Raw genomic sequence first — 21,851 nt, forward strand, 5'->3', positions numbered from 1 at the left:
CAATAAGTTGCATTGTGGATAAGTTTGAGGATAACTGTGTGGAAAATGATCAAAAAGCCTTGTCAGCACAGCCTTTGCACGCGGGACAAGAAAACACTGTAGAAATGCAGGTTTTAGTTACCCAAAATCCCCAAGAAACTGCTGATTTAGATGCGGTTTTGCCGGATTGGATTGACTATTTAATCCAACATTATTTACCCAATCAGGTCAGTCATCCTGCTGCAAATCAGTTAATTCAACAATTGATGCAAGCCGTGGAAAAAGGCGACAGTTGTATTTTGGCCGAAAATGTACAGATTCAATGTTTGGCTCAGATGGTTCAGCTTGAGCAAGCTGAAAAAACGCCGGTTGCGCCTTTTGTATTTGATTCACAGCGACTGTATCTCTATCGCTATTGGGCACTAGAAAATGCTTTAGCCAAGCAAGTTGCACGTTTAAAACAGCAAACAGAGCAAGATCTTAATCAAACGCAGACGCTTAATATTGAAAAGGATTTACTGACCGATCCCCATCAGATCCAAGCACTGCACATGGTGTGTCAGCACAATTTTAATATCATTACCGGTGGGCCTGGGACAGGTAAAACTTATACCTTGGCTCGGATTATTGCCGTGTTGAATGAGCAAAATCCAAATTTAAGAATTGCGATGGCAGCGCCGACAGGAAAAGCGGCGCAGCGAATGGAAGAAGCCTTACAAGCAGCGTTTAAAGATCCTGCATTGCAGCATTATTCGATTATTCACAAACATTTGAAACCCGTAACTTTGCATCGTCTATTGGGTTTAGGGACGCGCGCTATCCCGCGGTTTAATGAGCGCCAACGCTTACCCTATGACGTCATTGTGGTCGATGAAGCCTCCATGTTGGATTTAAGTTTGGCGCAGATGCTATTCGCGGCAATCCCTCAACACAGCAAGCTGATTCTCTTAGGGGATGCAGAACAGTTGGCTTCGGTCGATGTTGGCGCTGTTTTGGCCAACCTTCAGGATGTCGATGCCTTACAAGCCAACCGTACCCATTTACAGACCAGCCGCCGTTTTGTACAGGGTGCAGCCATTGGTGAGTTTGCTCGTTTTATTCAACAACAAGAACAACAGCAAACAACCACTGAAGTTCTGGCGAAATTCGAACATCAGGTGGTATCTGCATCCGAACTTCAGCCGATTCAACTGACACCGAATATGAGCGATGTGATTCAGTTGCAATATCTCCCCGACGCTACGAACAGTGCGGCACATTGGGCAAAATATTATGATCAACTGATGTATGGTTTTCAGCCCTATGTGGCGTGGTTAAAACAATGGCCAGAGCAACCCGCTGAATATGCAGATTGGTCAGCCCAATTGATTCGCTATTTTGATGATTATCGGATTCTATCGGCCATTCGACATGGAAAATTAGGCTTACACGAACTCAATCAGCAGATTGAACTTCGGGTCTTAAATACCTTGGGTGTGTTGAAACAAGGGGATTGGTATGTCGGTCGTCCAGTCATGATGACCTATAACGATTATCAACTTGGACTATCAAATGGTGATATCGGGATTTGCTTAAAACGACCGATGACGGAAAAGTCGCAGTTTGAGGTTTATTTTCCAAGTTTGGATAAATGGGTGGTGGCAACACGGTTACCTAAAAGTATAGAAACCGCCTATGCCTTGACCATACATAAGTCTCAAGGTTCTGAATTTACCCATACGGCGGTAGTTTTGGAAAATCATGCTACCGAAATGATGAGTAAAGAGCTGATTTATACCGCCATCACTCGTGCCAAAAAAGTGGTGAGTTTGCTTGTTGCAAAAGATGCATTGGCAAAAGCGCTTATAAAAAGAACAGCGCGAGTTAGTGGTCTGTTAGAAAAAATTAACAATCACCTACCTTTGTAAAGCCTAGGCAAAATGTACCGTATTTTGTAAGAAATGGCTTACATCGATTCAGGAGATTTGCGCATAGAGCTTTTTAGAGCTTTTTGAGAAGATGACTTCACAGAAAAAGAACTCAACACGGATGGTTGAGTAAAATCGCAAAAGTATAAGAATAACGTCAAAAGACAGCGAACTTACAGTGAAGTAAGGAAATAGGAAACTTACAGCCGCTAAGCCTTGTAGTTTTGGGAGAGACTACAGGGCTTTTTTATGTCTGGAAAATAAGAAATGCCTATACGCTGTAACAGAAAAGAAATAGAGCTTAACTGATGTACGAAAAAGCTTACATATAGATACGAAAAATACGACTTTTATCTAATAGCCGTTGTGGCAAAATCTACCACATAAGGAAGTGCAAGTTAAAACATGGAATGTTTGACATAAGGACGCGGAAAAGCGCCACATAAAACAATAAATAATAAAACAATAACTAAAAAAGAAGAAACTACAGCGCAAAAAAGCCCGAGCCTAGCTCGGGCTTTTTTTTAATCATTCCACTTTGAGTTTTGCATGCTAAACATCGAGTGGCAAAATATATCAAAAAATCAGTTTAAAATTCATTCAATGACATCGCATTCAACATGTTAGAAATATGCGGTTTTGTGTCGCATAAAGTATCGAAACATATAAAAAATTTATAATGGAATCGATGTGAAAAAAAAGGCGCTATTATCGTCATGAAAACCTGACGAAGTCGGCCATCTCTTTTTGCAATTGGGACGATTTTCCCTTAATATAATGCACTTGCTGTAGTGATGCACGGCAGTCAGCTGATTTATCAGTTGATTCGTATCAAAAGTTAACTTTATAAGCATCTCGGAGAAATCGAATGGCTTTAACAAACGCAGATCGCGCAGAGATCGTTGCAAAATTCGCTCGCGCTGAAAACGACACTGGTTCACCAGAAGTTCAAGTAGCTCTTTTAACTGCTCAAATCAATGATTTACAAGGTCACTTCAAAGAGCACAAACACGACCACCATAGCCGTCGCGGTCTTATCCGTATGGTTAACCAACGTCGTAAGCTTCTTGACTACCTTAAAGGTAAAGACGCTACTCGTTACAGCGCATTGATTGCTGCTTTAGGTTTACGTCGTTAATTCGATTTAAACTTTTATTTTCGGACTATTGCATGCTTAGTGCTGTATTACTGAAAACTAAAGTCTATCCAACCTTGGTTGGATAATGGGGAAGGGGCGTTGATTCGCTCCTTCTTTGTGTCTCAAATTAGTATTTTTAATTAATGTTTTTAATATCTAGTGAGGTCGGCTTCTAAGCTTTGTCATTTATGTTGCAGCGTTTGGGGCGTTGAGTGAATGCCAAACCTTAGGGGTCTCCACTAGAATAAAATCAGGAAAAAATAAAACATGTCGATGTTTAATATTATTCGTAAAGAATTCCAATACGGTCAGCATCAAGTTGTCCTAGAAACAGGTCGTGTTGCGCGTCAAGCGAACACTGTAATCATCACTATGGGTGGTGTACAAGTTCTTGTTGCCGTTGTTGCTCAACCAACAGCTAAAGCAGGTCAAGACTTCTTCCCATTGACTGTTAACTACCAAGAAAAACAATATGCTGCAGGTCGTATCCCGGGCGGTTACGGTAAACGTGAAGGCCGCGCGTCTGAAGCTGAAACTCTTATTTCACGCTTAATCGACCGTCCAATCCGTCCGTTGTTCCCAGAAGGTTACTACAACGAAATCCAAGTGACTGCGACTGTGATTTCTTCTGACAAAACGATGGATGCTGACATTGCTGCAATGTTAGGTACATCTGCTGCACTTGCAATTGCGGGTACGCCTTTCCGTGGTCCAATCGGTGGTGCGCGCGTTGGTTTAATCAACGGTGAATACATCCTTAACCCGAACCACGAACAGCTTAAAGAATCTGACCTTGACCTTGTGGTTGCAGGTACAGAATCTGCAGTATTGATGGTTGAATCAGAAGCGAAAGAACTTTCTGAAGACCAAATGCTTGGCGCTGTATTGTTCGGTCATGACGAAATGCAAATCGCGATCCAAGCGATTAAAGAATTTGCTGCGGCTGCTGGTGCAACAGAGTCTACTTGGACTGCACCTGCGAAAAACGAAGACCTTCGTGCAAAATTAAAAGAAGCGTTTGAAGCGAAAATCTCTGAAGCATACACAATCGCTGTTAAACACGATCGTTATGCAGCACTTGATGCGCTTCAAGCTGAAGCTGTTGCTCAATTCGTTCCAGAAGAAGACGTTGACGGTATCGCTGACGACTTAGCTGAATTATTCGAAGACCTGAAATACCGTACAGTACGTGACAACATCTTGTCAGGTAAACCACGTATTGATGGCCGTGATACTAAAACAGTTCGTGCGCTTGACGTACAAGTTGGCGTGTTAGACCGTGCTCACGGTTCTGCATTATTCACACGTGGTGAAACTCAGGCGTTGGTAACAACAACTTTGGGTAATACACGTGATGCGTTAATGGTAGATACATTAGCGGGTACGAAAACTGACAACTTCATGTTGCACTACAACTTCCCTGCATACTCTGTAGGTGAAACTGGTCGTGAATCTGGTCCTAAACGTCGTGAAATCGGTCACGGTCGTTTAGCGCGTCGTGGTGTACAAGCTGTACTTCCAGCAGCTGACCGCTTCCCGTACGTGATCCGTATCGTATCGGACATCACTGAATCTAACGGTTCATCTTCAATGGCTTCTGTATGTGGTGCTTCTCTATCACTTATGGACGCAGGTGTTCCACTTAAAGCGCCAGTTGCGGGTATCGCAATGGGTCTAGTCAAAGAAGGCGAGCGTTTCGCAGTTCTTTCTGACATCTTGGGTGACGAAGACCACCTTGGCGACATGGACTTTAAAGTAGCAGGTTCTGCAAACGGTATTACTGCACTTCAAATGGACATCAAGATCGAAGGTATTACTGAAGAGATCATGGAAGTTGCATTGAACCAAGCGTATGCAGGTCGTATGCACATCTTAAATGCAATGAACCAAGTGATTTCACGCGCTCGTCCTGAAATCTCTATGCACGCGCCTACATTCCAAGTGATCAACATCAACCCTGATAAGATCCGTGATGTGATTGGTAAAGGCGGCGCAACGATTCGTGCGATCACTGAAGAAACTAAAGCAGCAATCGATATCGAAGATAACGGTACAGTTCGCGTATTTGGTGAAACTAAAGCGGCTGCTTCTGCTGCTGTTGCGAAAATCCAAGCGCTTACTGCTGAAATCGAACCAGGTACAATCTACACTGGTAAAGTGATTCGTATCGTTGAATTTGGTGCGTTTGTAAACATCCTTCCAGGTACTGATGGCTTACTTCACATCTCTCAAATTTCTAACGAACGCATTGCGAACGTTTCAGACGTATTATCTGAAGGTCAAGAGATCAAAGTACAAGTTGCTGATGTCGACAACCGCGGTCGTATCAAATTAACCATGAAAGACATCGAACAAGCTTAATGGTTTGTTGATTCACAGGGTTTCGGCTCTGTGAATGGATTCTAAAAAGCCTTGAGTGCAGTCAGAGTATGAACTTTGACTTGCTCAAGGCTTTTTTTATGGCATCATGCAAAAAGTAAACACAATAATAAATGAGATATGCAAACCTATTATTTTTTTCAGCATCCAACAGCCGCGCATATCTATGTGCAAGACCAAGTGCAATGTGAGCATCATCCTGAACTTGAGCCTGAGTTTATTTGGATTGATTGTACCCGTGAAGATGTCGTCAACCGCCCTGAGCAATGGCAGCGTGAGATTATTCAGGCGTGTGATCTACGGGTCAATGAATATCATCTGTGGGATATTTTAAATCTAGAGCATCCGTGTGCCTTTGACACACTCGATGATTACGATTTATTAATTTTTAGAAAAATGGTCACACCCGATGACCAAATTGTTGCAGGCGCCGACGCGCTTGAAAAGCATGAGCGGGTCTTTGGTTTGGCGACTACCCCGATCAGTTTTTTGCTCACGCCCCAAGTGCTGATTACGGTTCGTGAAAAGGGCAACAAAGCCATTGAAAGTTATATCCAGCGGATTGAAACCTTAATTTCTCGTCCGATTGATGAACAAAATAAACCACGAAAATTAGCCATGACGCCCTTAGATTTGGCATTGCGCTTACTGAATAATATGGTGGATGGATACTTGGATTTACGTGTTCCTTTGACGCGCCGTGTCGAGTTTTGGCAGCAAGAGTTATTACAAGGGCATCGACGGTTTACCAAGTGGCATCAACTGTTGCAGGAAAATATGGCCTTTCAGCAAGTGGAAAACTTGTGTGAAGAGCAAATTGAAGCCTTGCAAGAACTGCGTGATGAAGTTGTGGATAATTACCCGAATTTGAAAGGCAAAAAGCGCAGTGAAAAGCAGGATATCATGCTGGTTCGGGTAGATGATTTAACTAGCCATATCGAACGCATTCAAAAACACACCACACGATTACGCAGTGCCGTGCAGGCCGCCATTGATCTGCATTTTTCAGCCGTTGCCAACCAAACCAATGAAAATATGCGTATTTTAGCGATTATTACGGCGATTTTCGCACCATTAACCTTATTAACTGGTATATACGGTATGAACTTTGAGTTTATTCCGGGACTCAAATCGCCAACCGGTTTTTGGATCATGCTTGGTATCATGTTGATTACCACGATTTTACTGCTGTATTATTTTTATCGACGGCATTTGGTGGGGCGTGGCGAAAAAAGTGTGATTGATATGCTGGCACAGCAACATGGCGATCAACACATGAATTTGTTTTGGTTTATGGATTATGAACCAATTAAACAAACGGTGAAGGGCACAGTCAAAGGTACGGTTAAAACTATGAAAGAAATTGAGAAGCTGACGAAACTCAAATAGTTCGCGTTAGCTTCTCTGATGGATGGGTCTGCTTTAAATCCTTTGATAACTTCGAGACTCACCAAGGGTGCATATTTGAGTTTGCCTTTGCGTTTTAAGCACACTTCGACCAAGGGCTTGTACGGCATTGGGCGTATTGCAGTAAGTGTTCCACTATACGTCCCGTCGGCATTTTTGACGATGGTCACATCACCGCGTGAATATCCTGTTTGGTCATCCATGGTTTTTCAAATACTCGTTTATCACTGGCATGTAATAGACTACTGAAACTGAGTAATGCCACCCAATAGGACATGATGCATTTGCATGATGAATCCTTTGTCATGATTTTATTGTTTTTAAATTTTGTTTTAAAAATCTGCAGTACAACGCGATTTGACCGATCCTTATGGTCTTAGTAATTCAATTGCGTAGCCTTGTGGGTTGTACTGCGAACGACATGCATCATGAAAAATCCCCCTATACATGAATCGATATCTCAAGAGATATCATCATTTTCGTTACTTTTCAGCAAGCGATAAATTTCATCTTTTAGCTTTAATTTCTTACGCTTAATGGTCTCAATATCCGTGTTGTAGTGATTAACAGGATCTAATTCCAATTGAATGATTTCGCGATCCAACTCATCATGTTCTTCAAAGATCCGCGCAAAATGCGGATTTTCATCACGTAACTGAGTGACCAAATCACGGTACTCAGGAAACATGTTTTTGACTTTTTTATTGCAATCTCGTGTTTTCATGGTTGTCGATCATTTCCTCTACAAGAAAAAAGAAAAACGCCCTGCAGGACAGAGCGTTCACGAATACATTTAGTGCGAATGAAGCTGTTGGTGTTTCACTTGGCGACGTAGTTGTTGGACTTCATCAATCAGGTCGAGCATCATGGCGACCGCAGTAAAACTGGCATCGAAATCTCGTTGAAGCCGATAGGCACGCCGTGCGCGAGATATATCATCGCCAAAAAATTGATGAATCCTGTCTTCTGAACGGCTAGGCAGAATATCGTATTCGAGTAGTTGCAGAACCCATTCTGGACTTTGCCCACAGGCAGAGGCAAAGTGTTGTAGATCAAAACTACTTTTTTCGTCTACGATTTCAGTCTGTTTACATCCGTCACAGACAATTTCACGATAATGAATTGTTGTCATGGTGCTCTCCTTAAGACTGTCGTGGATTAAATGACGGAAAAGCTTGAGCAAAAGCCGCATAAGCTTGTTGCTCTTGTTCTGTTTGTGCAGCTGGTATCACTATATTTAAAACCAGGTAAAGCTGTCCGGGTGTTTTGTTTGGTATCCCTTTGTCCTTTAATCGTAGCTGCTGTCCAGTACGCGCATTTTTAGGAATCTGTAGCTCTAATGTTTTGCCATCAGGACTGGTAAATGCAATTTTTTGACCCAATGCGGCTTCCCATGGACTGATATTCAGTTGTTGGAAAATATCAACGCCTTCTACACGGATTTGCTCAGTTTGTTTATACAAAATTTCAATGTATAAATTACCAGCAGCTCCACCGTTATAGCCAGCTTGCCCTTGGCCCGAGAGTCGAATTTGTTGACCTGATTTCATGCCTGCAGGAATTTTGACTTGTAGGGTTTTACGTTGAACTTCAGGCTCACCATGGGCATTTAAGCTCGGAATCTGCAAGGTGATATTCTGCGTTGCACCATGAAATGCGATTTCTAAATCCACTTCTAAACTGGCGTGTTGGTCTTCACCACGGAAGCTCTTGGTTTGGCGGTTTGCACGTTGATACTGATAGTCACCGCCACCAAAGCCTTGCCCAAAACGACCAAACAAGTCTTCAAATCCACTAAAGTCCGCATGCTGACCATCACTCGTCGATTGGCGATAAAACTGAGATTGGTCAAAACCACCTTGGTTGCCAGCATTAAACCCAGCAAATCCTTGAGGATGATCGAGTTCAAAATCGTATTGTTTTTTCTTTTCGGCATCACTCAAGGTGTCGTATGCAACATTAATCGCTTGCATACGCGCTTCAGCATCAGCCTCTTTACTGACGTCAGGGTGATATTTACGCGCCAATTTTCGATAGGCTTTTTTGATTTGATCTGCCGAAGCATCTCGGGCGATCCCTAAAGTTTGATAGTGATTGTCTTGCATACTCTCTGTATAAATATTGATCATGTTTTAATCAATATAGAAGGGTTCATCAAACTGTCATAGGGGCAAACTGCAGCATATTGTTTCAAAACATGACAATAAAAAAGCCTCACGAGGAGGCTTTTAAAAACACATTTAAAATTAATATTTTATCCAAGTGACACTACGACCAATCACAGATACACCAACATACCCACGTATAGTTAAATGTTTTCCTGAAGCACTAAGTCTTGCTTTGCCTTTATAGATTTTTCCACCAATCGGGTCCAGAACTTTACCGTTTTGGAATTCACGTGGATTTTTTGGATCTTGTTTAAAGTCCCAAATAAATGGCAAGCCGATAAAAGGTTTATTTTTCAATTCACCTGGGCAGTTCGAGCAGACGCCCATTTTTTCAGTGCCAGGGACATTGCGTGTGGTGACAATGATGCCTTCATAGCTTCCATCGGCTTTTTTGCGAATTTCAACGTCTGCACGTGAATATCCGGTGCGGTCATCGACAGTTTTCCACTTACCCACTAGCGGATCGGTTTCCGCAGCGATTGACAATCCTGACAAAGTGCTAAGTACTATTCCGGCAAATAATTGTTGATATATTTTTTTCATTTCATCCCCTGAAAATTCAGAATTGTGTTTTTAGAGTAAGTTGCCTAATTTATATATAAAGCCCTACAAAATCAATGTGATGGTTTGTGATGTATTTGGCAGATTTTTTTAAAACACTGCTTTAATATGGAGTTTTTACTCTAATTTTTAAGTTAAAAAAGGCCTTTAATGATTTAAAGGCCTCGTGCTTAGTTTTTGACCCAAGTGACATTACGTCCAATTGCAGAGCCTTCAGTACGACCATTGATGATCAAATGCTTGCCATTATTCATCAAACGAGCGCGTGCATTGTAGTGCTTGCCTGATTTGGGATCGAGCATCACTCCACCCACAAATTCATTGGGCTTTTCTGGATCAGCGCTTAAGCCGCTTAAAGTGGTTAAACCGACCATGGGTTTATTTTTCTGAGCACCAGTGCATTGCGTGCATGTCGAAACATTTGCTGTTCCGGGTACGCTTCGGCTTTGGATAATGGTGGCCGAATACAGGTCATGCTTATCTTTGCGAATCACCACATCGGCAAGTGAATAACCTGTTCTATCATCAATGGTTTTCCATGTCCCCACTAAGGGGTCAATCGCTGCAAAAGCAGAGGATAAACTGCAGATGGAGAACATGCCGAACAGGATAGAAGGGAGGAATTTAATAGCCATACAATTACCCACATTACACAAAAAGCGGATGCCTAAAACTTAAAGGCATAAAAATATTATGGGTTTAATGTAGCCTGAAATAATATGAATATTCTAGTGATTTTTTAAGGATTGGTATTTATATTTTGAGCCAAAACATGAACGTGTTGGCGCTAAATGAGGTTTATGCTGAACGTCTACGCACTAGTAAAATAGTCGGAATTCATCTCAAAGTAGATTGTTATTGGCATGATGAACTCGTCTGGAGTTGAGTTCATCATGCCAATGAAAGCCAAAAGGCCGCTTTAGTTGACGCGGATCCAAGATACCGTCCGGCCGAGGAGCGTGGTTCCAACATAACCTCGAAGTGTCAGCACATTGCCGCGCGCATTCAATTGCCCTTTACCTTGATAAGTATTGCCTGAAAGTGGGTCGATCACCTTGCCATCGGTATAGGCATTCTCTTTTGCATTATGTTTAAAGCCAGAGAATATCGGTAAACCAATTAAGGGTGCATTTTTGAATTTACCTTCGCATTTTTCACAAATCGTGGTGACAGGGCGGTTGGGGATGGCATGCACTTTGGTGATTTTACCGCTATAGCTGCCGTCTTTTAATTTAGTGATTTGGACTTCAGCACGAGCATAGCCTGTTTTATCATCTATGGTTTTCCATGTCCCGACGAGGTCTGCTGCATGTGCTGTCATTGGGCCAAAGTAGAACATGGCTAAAGCAATAGCGAGTGTTTTGAGTTTCATAATTTATCCAGTTTTTTTTACATTATTTTTCAATTAAAAATAAAGCTTTGTTGGTTTTTTTGACTTTATTTCTGGCGCGATATTTCTGGCGCGATTCTACTCGAAAAAAAATTGATCGCAAATACAGCTGATCATGTTGATGCTTTATAGTTCGAACCCATTCGACTAAGCGCAAGAAAGTAGTAGGTCTAAATTTTATCGGGACAATAAAAAAGCACCCCGAAGGATGCTTAGATTTAGGCTTTCAATCATCACGATGATTTAGCTGAGGTGTTGACCAAAAAGGGATAAAGCTTCTTCTGCCGTAAAGGTATATTTTGTATTACAGAATTGGCAATCCATTTCAATTGGGTTTTGAAACTCTAAGGTTTCACGAACTGCAGCAACACCAATTTGTTCAAGTGCTGTCGCACAGCGTTCTTTTGAACATGTGCAGCCAAATTTTAAGGCTTCAGTTTCAGGTAGACGAACTTCTTCTTCGTTATATAAACGATATAAAATTTCATTTGCAGATAAAGACGTTAACTCTTCTGCTTTTAATGTCTCGGTCAGCATGGTTAAACGTGGCCATAGATCTTCATCAACTCGGCGTTGTTCTTCTTCGCTATTCCGAGGTAATAACTGAATCAGTAAACCACCTGAACGACTGTTGCTGCTTGCTAAGACGATACGTGTTGGGATTTGTGCAGATAAATCATAATATTGCATCAAGCAACCCGCTAAAGTCGGTTTGTCTAAAGGTACAATCCCTTGATAACGCTCACCAAATTCAGGCTCGATATTAATGAAAAGCACAGGGTTAACCAAGGCTTTGAGTACCGTGCTGCTGTCTTCAGCGGCTTGAAAGTGCGGGTCTTCTTCATAATCTGCAAGTGCGCGAACTTCACCGAGATGATTACATTCCGCCATTGCCCATTTAAATGTGCCTGCAGCCTGAATTTGTAAGCTAATACGACCTTTAATTTTTAAGGTACTGGCCAACAAGGCAGTCGCGCTGAGCATTTCACCCAAGAGAATTTGTACAGCAGGTGCATAGTCACGCTGTGCAAGAATCGTTTGTAGGGCTTCTTCAAGATGAACCACTTCTCCACGAACAGGGCTATCTTCAATAAAAAAGCGTTGGCGTAAATCTGACATAAAATTCTCCATAACCCTGCTTTAATGGTGACGATATTGTAAAACACAAGTCATTCATTATCATCTCTTGTGACATCAATACGATGACGTTGTAAGCTGCGTTGTAAATCAACACCTGTAGGTTTTTCAAGGGCTTGCGCATCGCTTTCAAACAAATGTTCCAGTTCAGCTAAAGCGTTACGATGCGTTTCATAAATTTTTTGTTCATCGGTATAGATTTGCTGCTGTTGAGTCAGCAGTTTTTCATCATAATCACGGAACAATTCGATACTTTTATAGGCATCTTCATCGCTGATGCCTAAGTCGCACAGCATGTGATAGGCCATTCCTAAAGACGATAAATAGGTTTCACGCCAAATATGCTCAATCCCCAAATCACGCAGCAGATGCACCTGATGACGGTCACGCGCACGGACCAATAATTTTAACTGAGGGTAATTCAGGCGAATATGACGCGCCACGTTCATCGAGTCTTCAATATCATCTATGGCAAGGACGAACACTTTGGCATGTTCAATGCCCGCAGCGCGTAAAATATCTGGTTGTGTGGCATCGCCATAATATAGATGACCACCATAATTACGTACGAAATCGACTTTGTCTAAGTTGCTATCAATGGCGGTAAAAGACAAATGCTGTAAATGCGCCACACGAGCAATGATTTGTCCAAAACGTCCAAAGCCCGCAATAATCACAGGATTATGTTCATCCGGAATGTCGTCATATTCGGGGATGGTTTTTGGATTAAAACGTGGCAAAATTTGTGATTGTATTAACCAGTACAACATAGGGGTCAACACCATCGACAAAGTGACGATGAGGGTTAATGGCTCCAAAATGGCTTGCTGTACGACATTTTCACTTTTCGCCACACTAAAGACCACAAAGGCAAATTCACCGCCTTGAGCCAAACAGGTCGCCAGTAAAATACTGTTGCGCCATGAATTTTTAAGATAACGCGCAATCGCCGTAAGTGACGCCATTTTGATGAGCATCAGTGCCAATGCACCACCGATAATGAACCATGGCATTTCAACGAATAATGACAGTTCTGTGGTCATGCCCACGGTCATAAAGAACAAACCAAGTAAAAGCCCTTTAAACGGAGCAATACTGGCTTCGAGTTCATGGCGGAATTCCGAGTCTGCCAATAGCATGCCAGTCAGAAATGCTCCGAGTGTGGTACTGATGCCCAGTACATCCATCAACACCACGACACCCAGCACAATAAATAAGCCAACAGCAGTGATCAGTTCATGCGCGCCACTTTTCGCGACGAAACGGAAAAAAGGCCGCATTAAGTATCGACTAAATAAAAATAAGCCTGAAAAAGTTGCAATGATTGCAGCGAAATAGGCGATTCCGTGATGTGATGATTCTGTTCCTGCGAGCAGGGGGATGACTGCAATCAGGGGAATTGCGGCCATATCTTGAAACAGCAAAATCGAAAAGGATTGTTGCCCATAGGTGGTGTTTAATTGCTGTTTTTCACTCAGCATCTGCAAGACAAAGGCAGTAGAGGAGAGTGCCAGAGCGAAACCGATAACGATACTGGCTGCAATGCCTTGTTGTAAGGCAAAAAAACTGCCTAGCGCTAAAAGCAGACCGGTCAGACCGACTTGTAAACTGCCCATGCCGAAAATAGAACTACGCATACTCCATAGCCGCTGTGGACGCAGTTCGAGGCCGATCAGGAACATCAGTAAGATCACGCCAAACTCAGCGAGCTCTTGGATCGCTTCGGGATCACTGGCAATGTTAAAGACATCGGGGCCGAGCAAAATACCAGTGAACAGATATCCCAAAACCGTTGCAATACCAAAGCGCTTGAGCAAAGGGACAAGCAATAAGGATGCGCCAAGGAAAATTGTGATCTGTAACAGTAGTGACATTTACTCGTCCTAGAGTTGTATTTTTGGTCGAAAGTTGCAATTCAGTATGACTGTTTTTCAGACTGAATTGTACGCGTTTAACTGAGTTCCTGTGGGTCTATATCGAGGCTCAATTTCATATTTGATGGCTTGTTATGCAAGATGTTTTGCCACCAATAACGCAGATAATAATGTAAGCGCGCACGATCTGTAGACAGTAAAACCATGTGGGATTGATAACGTCCGGCTTTGCGCTCTATCGGGGCAGGAATCGGCCCCCAAATGTCAATAATTCCAGCAGAGTCCTGACGCAGCAATTGGGCATGTTGCTGTAAAAATTCAGTATTGAGTTCTTGGTTTTTGGACTCACAGCGCACCAATGCGGCATAGCGAAACGGTGGCATTTGTGCCATTTCCCGTTCTTTCATGGTTTCTTTGGTAAATTTTCGATAGTCCTCATTGACCAAGATATTCAAAAGCGGATGGTCGGGTCTTAGGGTTTGTAAAAACACATCGCCTTTACGTTCACCACGGCCGGCACGCCCAGTGACTTGTACAATGAGCTGTGCAGTACGCTCGATGGCACGGAAGTCCACACTCAGTAGACCTGAATCGATATCTAAAATCGCCACCAAGGTGACGTAAGGGAAATGATGTCCTTTGGCCAGCATTTGTGTACCGAGTAAAATGGCAGGTTCGCTTTTTTGAATCTTGTCATAGATTTTTTGCCAACTGCCGACTCGACTGGTGGAATCACGATCGACCCGTATAACGTCATGCTGCGGAAATAGCTCATTTAGGCTTTCTTCAACCTTCGCTGTACCCATACCCACGGATTTCAGTTCTTGGTGATTACACTGTGGACAATGCTCTGGCATACGGTGAATGGTGCCGCAGTGGTGACAATGTAGGTGTTGATAGGGTGTGCGGTGTACCGTGAAATTGGCATCACAGTGCGGACATTTGGCCTGCCATGCACAGCTTTCACAAATTAAAACCGGGGCATATCCACGACGGTTTAAGAACACTAACACTTGTTCTTTTTTTTCAAGGCGCTTACGGATTTCACCAATTAATAATTGGCTGATTCCATGCTGTTTCTGTGCCACTTTCAGATCAAGGATGTGCATTTTCGGCATGACCGCAGTGCCCGCACGTTGGTTCAATTCCAGTACGGTCATTTTGCCTTGTTTCGCCAGTGCATAGCACTCGATACTAGGCGTGGCAGAACCTAAAATGACAGGGCATTGTTCCAGATGCCCACGGTAAAGTGCGACATCCCGAGCGTGATAGCGAAAGCCTTCTTGTTGTTTAAAGGACAGATCATGCTCTTCATCAATCACAATCAAACCCAAATTAGGCAGTGGCGTATAAATCGCAGAACGCGTGCCTAAGATAATAGATGCCTTACCTGTTTGCGCCGCTTGCCAAGCTTGCATACGTTTTGAATCGTTCAAACCCGAATGTAGCAGGGCAATATTGCAATGAAAACGTGATTGGAAACGGCTGATGGTCTGTGGGGTGAGTCCAATTTCAGGCACTAAAACCAAGACTTGTTTGCCTTGCTTTAAAACCTCTTGCATGATTTGTAAATAGACTTCGGTTTTACCACTGCCGGTCAGACCATCAAGTAAAAATGCCTGATATTGATTCCGTGCTTTTAACACCCGATCAATGGCTTTCTTTTGCTCAGGATTTGCAGTGAGCGGCATTTGCGCCATGCTTATGGGCATTGGGCTAAAGTCCTGTTCCGCCAAGACACATTGGCAGATGCCTTTTTTCTCTAATGCTTTGAGTGTCGCGGTTTCCACACCTGCTAAATTGAGTAAATTTTCCCCAGTTCCAGTTGGGTGTAATTTTAAAATTTTATAGGCTTCTTGCTGTCGTTCCGAGCGCTTAATTTTGTCATCGGCATGGAGGTCGAGGAGATTCCATGTACGTGCCAATAAATTATAGGGTTTCCCTTGGCGTAACAGCGTTGGAAGGGCACTTTGCATCACTTCGCCAATCGGAAATTGGTAATACTGTGCAGACCATGTCAATAAATTTAAAACTTTCTCATCTAAAATGGCGCGATCATCAAGTAGTTCGGTAATGGCCTTGAGTTTAAAGCTTGAATTGAGTGGTGCATCGGGTGCAATTTTTTCCACGATGATGCCGGTCAAATTTTGCCGACCAAAAGATACAGCAACGCGTGCACCTACTTCAGCTTGTTGGTATTGCTCTTGGCTTAAGCTGTAATCGAAGCAGTCGTATAAATATACCGGAACGGCGACTCGAACGCGGTAAATAGGTGTTGCAATGCTCGCTGAATTTGCCATAAAACGTGGATAAGTTCCTGATTAAATTTCGTCGTGATCGTAAAGGAGTTGTGTTAGAGTGAGCTCATATTTTATATCTAAGAATATGAATGATTTTGATGGTCAGACGCAACTGCGCTGATAGAAATTTTGGAAAATTAGAGCATTACAATGCCTGCATATCAGTTTACTGCCATAGACGCTTCAGGGAAGCAGCAGAAGGGTGTACTTGAGGGTGATTCTGCGCGTCAAATTCGTCAACAGCTCAGAGATCAGTCACTCATTCCAGTTGCTGTCGATCCGATAGAGCAAAAAGACAAACACGCGCAGCAGCGCTGGTTTCAAAAAGGGCTGAATGCCTATGACTTGGCTTTATTGACTCGCCAACTTTCAGTTTTGGTTGCCGCTGCAATACCATTAGAAGAAGCGATTCGTGCTGTGGGAAAACAAAACGAAAAAGCCCATGTGCAAAACCTGTTGATGTCGGTGCGTTCTAAAGTTTTGGAAGGACATTCTTTAGCCAACGCACTACAACAAGCGGGACGCTTTCCTGAACTGTATATTGCCACGATTGCAGCAGGTGAGCGTTCAGGTCATCTCGATCTCATTCTCGACCAACTTGCTGATTACACCGAAAACCGCTTCGCCATGCAAAAAAAAGTGCAGGGTGCGATGATTTATCCCATCATCCTGATGTTAATGTCTTTCGGTATTGTGATGGGACTCATGACCTATGTGGTCCCAGATATTGTCAAAACCTTTGACCAAAGCAAAGATGCCTTGCCGTGGATAACGGTCGCTTTAATGAAAGCCAGTGATTTTATTCGAATGGCCTGGCCATTTTTATTGGTCGGTAGCGTAGTTTCGATTTTTCTCTTGGTTCGATTCCTCAGAACAGCGGCGGGACATTATGCCTTTGACCGATTGACCTTGAAATTACCGTTATTTTCCAAACTGTCTAAAGGCATTAATGCCGCTCGTTTTGCCAGTACCTTGTCGATTTTAACCAAGTCTGGCGTGCCTTTGGTCGATGCTTTAAAAATTGGCGCAGCGGTCAGTAATAATTGGGTGATTCGAGATTCGGTCAACCTTGCGGCAGAGAAAGTAACAGAAGGTGGTAATTTAGCAACACAGCTTGAGCGAAGTGGTTATTTCCCACCGATGATGGTACAAATGATCAAAAGTGGTGAAAGTTCAGGCGAATTAGATCGGATGCTCGAACGTGCGTCGACGATGCAAGACCGAGAAGTGACGACTTTAATTTCAACTTTATTGGCGTTGCTTGAACCGCTGATGTTGGTATTTATGGCGAGCATTGTACTGGTGATCGTGATTGCTGTGATGCTGCCAATCGTGAATATGAATAATATGATTTAAGACATTCGAACAATGATGTGAACAGAGATTTGTAACATGCAAGTGAAGACAAAAAATATGAAGCAACAAGGTTTTACTTTAATTGAAGTGATGGTGGTCATTGTCATTTTAGGTGTTTTGGCAGCGCTGATTGTACCGAACGTGATGGGCCGTGGTGAAAAAGCCAAAGTCGATACTACGGCGATTACTTTAAAAAGTGTCGCTGGCTCATTAGATCAATACAAAATGGACAATGGTAAATTCCCTTCAATGCAAGACGGCGGATTAAATGCTTTGGTCACTAAACCTGAGTCTGCTAAAAACTGGTTGCCAGGTGGCTACATCAAAGGTGGCTATCCAAAAGACAGTTGGGACAATGACATTCAATATGTGATTCCCGGTTCTGAAGGCCGTCCTTATGATCTTTATTCATTTGGTGCGGACGGTCAGTCTGGTGGTGAAGAAAATGATGCTGATATTTACTATAAACACTAACTGAGAATAATTATAAATTCAGTTTTAATGGAATTAATCACTTCACTTAATAGGGTGTTTCAATATTGAGTGAAGTGATAATAAATCTTAATTATAAAATTAATATTAAGTTATTGAATTTAATTTAAATTACATAATGCAAAATATGTGATATTTATAATAAGAATTATTCCCAATTTTATTGATTACAATAATCGCAAAATATGAATAAATATAGGCTTTTCATTTAAATAAAACCGCGCATAATATCTTTTATGGTACTTTTTTAGCCATGGAGGATAGCATGAAAGCATTATTATTAACGGATGAAATTAACCAATTTCATTGGTCTATGCTGAAATCTGTTCTTTTGATTTTAAGTATTCTGCCGATCAGTCAAGGCATTGTGTATTTATGGCAAAGCACTGAGGGCAGTAGCCAAATTATGGTGGGCTTCTTTGCCATGAGCTTAATGAGTTCATTACTGGCTTTAAGTTTTTGGTCTGCATTAAAAGCGACTGTGGCAAATTTAAAACAAGAACATGCATCTGCCATCGAACATATGGTTGTTCGTCTTTATCGATATATTCCAATGGTATCTTTAGCTGCCATGCTTTCCTATTTAGTTACGCAGTTATAACCCCAAAATTAACCTTCCAAACTGGAGCTTGCTCCAGTTTTTTTATGTCTCATGCTAATGAATAGTTAGCCTACATCAAAGCGTACATTAATGTGATACGTGTTCTAAGATGACCTTACTTTGTCCGTTTAGACGCATCGAATGTCTGTTTCACATATCGTCAGCCTGAATGAAATTTTTATAATGCATAGATAGCCAGATGAAGTACAACAAAGAAAAGAAAGAGGGAAAAATGCAACAGATCGATTGGCAAGATTTTATGAAAGTTGAATTACGTGTAGGGAAAATTGTGCAGGCTGAAGTCTTTGAGCAAGCACGTAAACCCGCGTACATTCTCCATGTGGATTTTGGAGAGGAACTGGGCATTAAAAAGTCCAGTGCACAAATTACACAGCTGTATCAGCCGGAAAATCTAGTGGGAAAATTGGTCGTTGCCGTCGTGAATTTTCCAAAAAAACAAATTGGGCCGATCCAGTCAGAGTGTTTGGTCACAGGTTTTCATAATGCAGAGGGGCATGTTGCTCTTTGTGTGCCTGATGCAGAGATTCCCCTCGGCACTAAGTTGCTTTGAAAAAGTAAGATGAGCTGGCACGTTGAACGTTTATCAATAAAAAACCGAGCCAAAGCTCGGTTTTTTGATCTTTTGTAGCAGAATTAACGGCGTGATTTAAAAGAAATATCAACTTTACGCGGGCGATAAATCCAACCGAGAACCAATAGCAAGAATGAGAAAATCAACACAGGCCAATCACTTAAGCGAGTGTAAAGCGTTTCGCCTTGCATGGCAGGTAAATCACCACGCAGTACTGCATCTTTATCCATCGGTGCCTGTTTCACAATGTGACCATTATGATCAATAAAGGCGGTAATCCCCGTATTGGTTGCACGAATAAACCAACGGCCATTTTCTTTGGCACGCATTTGAACCATTTGTAGGTGCTGATGCGGGCTCGCTGTTCCAGTAAACCATGCATCATTGGAAATAGTCACTAAGTAGTCACTTTGACTGGCATTACGACGGGTTAAGTTGGGATAAGCCACTTCATAGCAAATCGCCGCACCTAAATCATGACCTTTAACATTCAAAGGTTTTTGGTTGTTTGCACCACGTGAAAAGCCACTCATCGACGGGTCATTTTGTAGGGCAGGCAGTACCCAACTTAGCATCCCTGAAAGCGGAATGTATTCACCAAAGGGAACTAGACGTTGCTTCTTGTATAGGCCAAAAGACTCATCACCAGTTGCCATGATGGTGTTGTAATACATAGGGTGTTGGTTTTGCTGTGATTCTGCCAAATCCCAATAGGGAATACCTGTCACCCAAGCCGTACCTGTTTTATTGGCTTGGACTTTCATCGCATCCAAAAACGGCTCAATATCGGTTTGGAACATTGGAATGGAGGATTCTGGCCAAACAATGACATCACGGCCCCATTCTGTCCGACTTAATGATGCATATTTCATTAAGGTTTGAGCTTGGTATTCTGTTAACCATTTTAAATCTTGTGGAATATTGCCTTGAATTAAGGAAACACTCAGCGGTTTTTCATTTTTAGGCTGAACAAATTGCAGTTGTGCTGCACCCCATGCGCCGAGCAAAACAAGGACAGAGGGAACAATCCAAAAGATGCGTTTACGCAGGATTTCAACCAAGGCACAGGCCAATACAATGACCGCAAAAGATACCCCAAAGATCCCGAATAATGGCGCATAGCCATCGAGGAATCGTTCAGTAAATGCATAACCTGCAAAAAGCCATGGAAAACCGGTAAAGACCCAAGTTTTACTCCACTCGAAAAACACCCACAGTGGCGCAAAGGTCAGTGGGGTTTCTGGAAAGAAGCGGCGGTAGAGCCAACTCTGAACTGCGGTAAACAGCCCCATCACAATCGCCATAATGGCAATCATCAAAACACTGAGTGCTGAATTGGTATCACCATAGACATGGATCGAGGTATACAGCCAAAAAGCCCCGACAAACCATAAGCCGAAGCCATAAGCTAGACCAATGAAAAACGATTGTTTAGGTGCACGTTGACTTAGGCAGGCATACAACAGGGCTGGAGATAAAATTGCCAACCACCAATAATGATAAGGTGCCAGCGACAAGCTGAAGATGGCACCTGAAAATAATGCAATCAGCAAAGGATAGATGAAAGGTAGCTGTTTTTTTTGTTGTGAGTGGTTTAGCAGCTTATCAAAGTAGGTTCTCATTTACGGACAGCTCGGATCAGATGAATGGTACGTGCATCTGCCTCCAAAATGGTAAACTCCCAGTTTTCAAGTTCAATCACTTGACCTTGTAAATCACTGACCAAGCCCATTTCTTGTAGCAGTAAGCCGCCCACAGTTTCTACTTCATCATCTGAAAAATCAGCATCTAAAAGATTGTTAAAGTGTTCAATTGGTGTAAGTGCTTGAACCAACCATGTATTTGCACTTAGTGGGTCTTCATCTGGAATGATAAATTGAGCTTCTTCATCGACTTTGTCGTGTTCATCTTCAATTTCACCCACAATTTCTTCAAGAATGTCCTCTAAAGTGACTAAGCCTGAAGTTGTGCCATATTCATCAATCACTACAGCGATATGGGTTTGGGTATTTTTCAACATACGTAAAACTTGGTCAGAACGCGCGCTCTCGGGTACAAATAAGGGTTGACGCATTAATGCACGAATATCGACTTTGGTGGTCGGTTCTGTCAAAAATGGCAACAAATCTTTGGCCAACAAAATACCGACAACATTGTCTGGCTGGTCTGAGGAAAAGACTGGGAAACGTGAGTGTGCAGATTCAACAAGTACATGCAAAATATCTAATAGCTCATCATCTTCTTGCAAGCTGATCATCGCAGTACGGGGGGTCATGACCTCGCGGATTTTAGTTGCAGGTAAGTCGAGTACCCCTTCGAGCATGGCAACTGTATCGGGTTCTAAGAAGCGACGTGAATCTTGTACCAATTTCAACAGTTCGTCACGGGTTTCTGGTGCAGTGCCCAGCCATTTACGTAAGCCGCGCATGCCCCACGACGGGCCGGATTCCTCTTGCATGATCTTTCCTAAAGACTCTTAATATCTAATAAATGATGATTTTATCATACCGTAGAAAATACAGTTGTCTATTGTTAATGTTGATCTAGATGATGAGCGATCAAGTCATTTT

The 21,851-nt window shown here is 42.5% G+C and carries 19 protein-coding genes; 8 read left to right on the forward strand and 11 right to left on the reverse strand.

Annotated elements, in window-relative coordinates; genetic code table 11:
• Positions 1 to 104 precede the first annotated feature (104 nt).
• The 4 genes from recD (at position 105) to FTU64_RS05875 (ending at position 6,792) form a co-directional block, all read left to right on the forward strand.
• Entirely contained in the window at positions 105 to 1,886 is a 1,782-nt protein-coding gene (gene recD, locus FTU64_RS05860) for an exodeoxyribonuclease V subunit alpha (protein WP_180059408.1), read from the forward strand.
• 868 nt (positions 1,887 to 2,754) lie between these two features.
• Entirely contained in the window at positions 2,755 to 3,024 is a 270-nt protein-coding gene (gene rpsO / locus FTU64_RS05865) for a 30S ribosomal protein S15 (protein WP_005007057.1), read from the forward strand.
• Between the two features lie 273 nt (positions 3,025 to 3,297).
• A complete protein-coding gene (pnp, locus tag FTU64_RS05870) occupies positions 3,298 to 5,385 on the forward strand; it encodes a polyribonucleotide nucleotidyltransferase (RefSeq protein WP_171262611.1) in 2,088 nt (695 codons plus the stop codon).
• Positions 5,386 to 5,523: 138 nt separating this feature from the next.
• Positions 5,524 to 6,792: a magnesium transporter CorA family protein gene (locus FTU64_RS05875; RefSeq protein WP_180059390.1), complete on the forward strand. Its 1,269-nt coding sequence runs from the start codon at positions 5,524 to 5,526 to the stop codon at positions 6,790 to 6,792.
• A gap of 478 nt (positions 6,793 to 7,270) precedes the next feature.
• Here FTU64_RS05875 and FTU64_RS05880 read toward each other — a convergent pair whose 3' ends face one another.
• The 9 genes from FTU64_RS05880 to FTU64_RS05920 form a co-directional block, all read right to left on the reverse strand.
• Positions 7,271 to 7,534: a YdcH family protein gene (locus tag FTU64_RS05880; RefSeq protein WP_180002890.1), complete on the reverse strand. Its 264-nt coding sequence runs from the start codon at positions 7,532 to 7,534 to the stop codon at positions 7,271 to 7,273.
• A gap of 69 nt (positions 7,535 to 7,603) precedes the next feature.
• The gene (locus FTU64_RS05885; RefSeq protein WP_078189792.1) at positions 7,604 to 7,942 is read right to left on the reverse strand and encodes a chaperone modulator CbpM; all 339 of its coding nucleotides are present in this window, start codon (positions 7,940 to 7,942) and stop codon (positions 7,604 to 7,606) included.
• A 10-nt stretch (positions 7,943 to 7,952) separates the two neighbouring features.
• On the reverse strand, positions 7,953 to 8,915 hold the full coding sequence (locus FTU64_RS05890; protein WP_180059409.1) for a DnaJ C-terminal domain-containing protein: 963 nt from the start codon (positions 8,913 to 8,915) through the stop codon (positions 7,953 to 7,955).
• A gap of 141 nt (positions 8,916 to 9,056) precedes the next feature.
• On the reverse strand, positions 9,057 to 9,521 hold the full coding sequence (locus FTU64_RS05895; RefSeq protein ID WP_168377965.1) for a DUF2147 domain-containing protein: 465 nt from the start codon (positions 9,519 to 9,521) through the stop codon (positions 9,057 to 9,059).
• A 188-nt stretch (positions 9,522 to 9,709) separates the two neighbouring features.
• Positions 9,710 to 10,174: a DUF2147 domain-containing protein gene (locus tag FTU64_RS05900; RefSeq protein WP_180059391.1), complete on the reverse strand. Its 465-nt coding sequence runs from the start codon at positions 10,172 to 10,174 to the stop codon at positions 9,710 to 9,712.
• Positions 10,175 to 10,458: 284 nt separating this feature from the next.
• Positions 10,459 to 10,911 carry a DUF2147 domain-containing protein gene (locus FTU64_RS05905; RefSeq protein WP_306670015.1) on the reverse strand — a complete coding sequence of 151 codons (453 nt, stop codon included), beginning with the start codon at positions 10,909 to 10,911 and terminating at the stop codon, positions 10,459 to 10,461.
• Positions 10,912 to 11,172: 261 nt separating this feature from the next.
• Entirely contained in the window at positions 11,173 to 12,048 is an 876-nt protein-coding gene (hslO, locus tag FTU64_RS05910) for an Hsp33 family molecular chaperone HslO (protein WP_168377962.1), read from the reverse strand.
• Between the two features lie 50 nt (positions 12,049 to 12,098).
• Positions 12,099 to 13,940: a monovalent cation:proton antiporter-2 (CPA2) family protein gene (locus tag FTU64_RS05915; protein ID WP_180026795.1), complete on the reverse strand. Its 1,842-nt coding sequence runs from the start codon at positions 13,938 to 13,940 to the stop codon at positions 12,099 to 12,101.
• A 77-nt stretch (positions 13,941 to 14,017) separates the two neighbouring features.
• Complete coding sequence (locus FTU64_RS05920; protein ID WP_180059392.1) at positions 14,018 to 16,240, reverse strand: primosomal protein N'; 2,223 nt, start codon at positions 16,238 to 16,240, stop codon at positions 14,018 to 14,020.
• 150 nt (positions 16,241 to 16,390) lie between these two features.
• Here FTU64_RS05920 and gspF point away from each other — a divergent pair, with 150 nt between their 5' ends.
• From gspF to FTU64_RS05940, 4 genes are all read left to right on the forward strand, one after another.
• Positions 16,391 to 17,596, forward strand: coding sequence for a type II secretion system inner membrane protein GspF (gene gspF, locus FTU64_RS05925; protein ID WP_078189785.1), 1,206 nt, complete (start codon positions 16,391 to 16,393; stop codon positions 17,594 to 17,596).
• A gap of 57 nt (positions 17,597 to 17,653) precedes the next feature.
• Positions 17,654 to 18,070 (forward strand): type II secretion system major pseudopilin GspG, encoded by a 417-nt coding sequence (gene gspG, locus FTU64_RS05930; RefSeq protein ID WP_373683025.1) that lies wholly within the window; start codon positions 17,654 to 17,656, stop codon positions 18,068 to 18,070.
• 283 nt (positions 18,071 to 18,353) lie between these two features.
• Positions 18,354 to 18,689 (forward strand): hypothetical protein, encoded by a 336-nt coding sequence (locus FTU64_RS05935; protein WP_180054286.1) that lies wholly within the window; start codon positions 18,354 to 18,356, stop codon positions 18,687 to 18,689.
• A 232-nt stretch (positions 18,690 to 18,921) separates the two neighbouring features.
• Complete coding sequence (locus FTU64_RS05940) at positions 18,922 to 19,260, forward strand: tRNA-binding protein (RefSeq protein WP_180054358.1); 339 nt, start codon at positions 18,922 to 18,924, stop codon at positions 19,258 to 19,260.
• A gap of 83 nt (positions 19,261 to 19,343) precedes the next feature.
• Here FTU64_RS05940 and lnt read toward each other — a convergent pair whose 3' ends face one another.
• Together lnt and FTU64_RS05950 are read right to left on the reverse strand one after the other, a co-directional pair.
• Positions 19,344 to 20,903, reverse strand: coding sequence for an apolipoprotein N-acyltransferase (gene lnt / locus FTU64_RS05945; protein WP_180054288.1), 1,560 nt, complete (start codon positions 20,901 to 20,903; stop codon positions 19,344 to 19,346).
• Complete coding sequence (locus tag FTU64_RS05950) at positions 20,900 to 21,739, reverse strand: HlyC/CorC family transporter (RefSeq protein WP_078189781.1); 840 nt, start codon at positions 21,737 to 21,739, stop codon at positions 20,900 to 20,902. Before FTU64_RS05950 ends, lnt begins: the two co-directional genes overlap by 4 nt.
• Between the last annotated feature and the right edge of the window lie 112 nt (positions 21,740 to 21,851).

This window comes from Acinetobacter sp. YH12128, from assembly GCF_013418655.1.
GTDB lineage: Bacteria > Pseudomonadota > Gammaproteobacteria > Pseudomonadales > Moraxellaceae > Acinetobacter > Acinetobacter amyesii.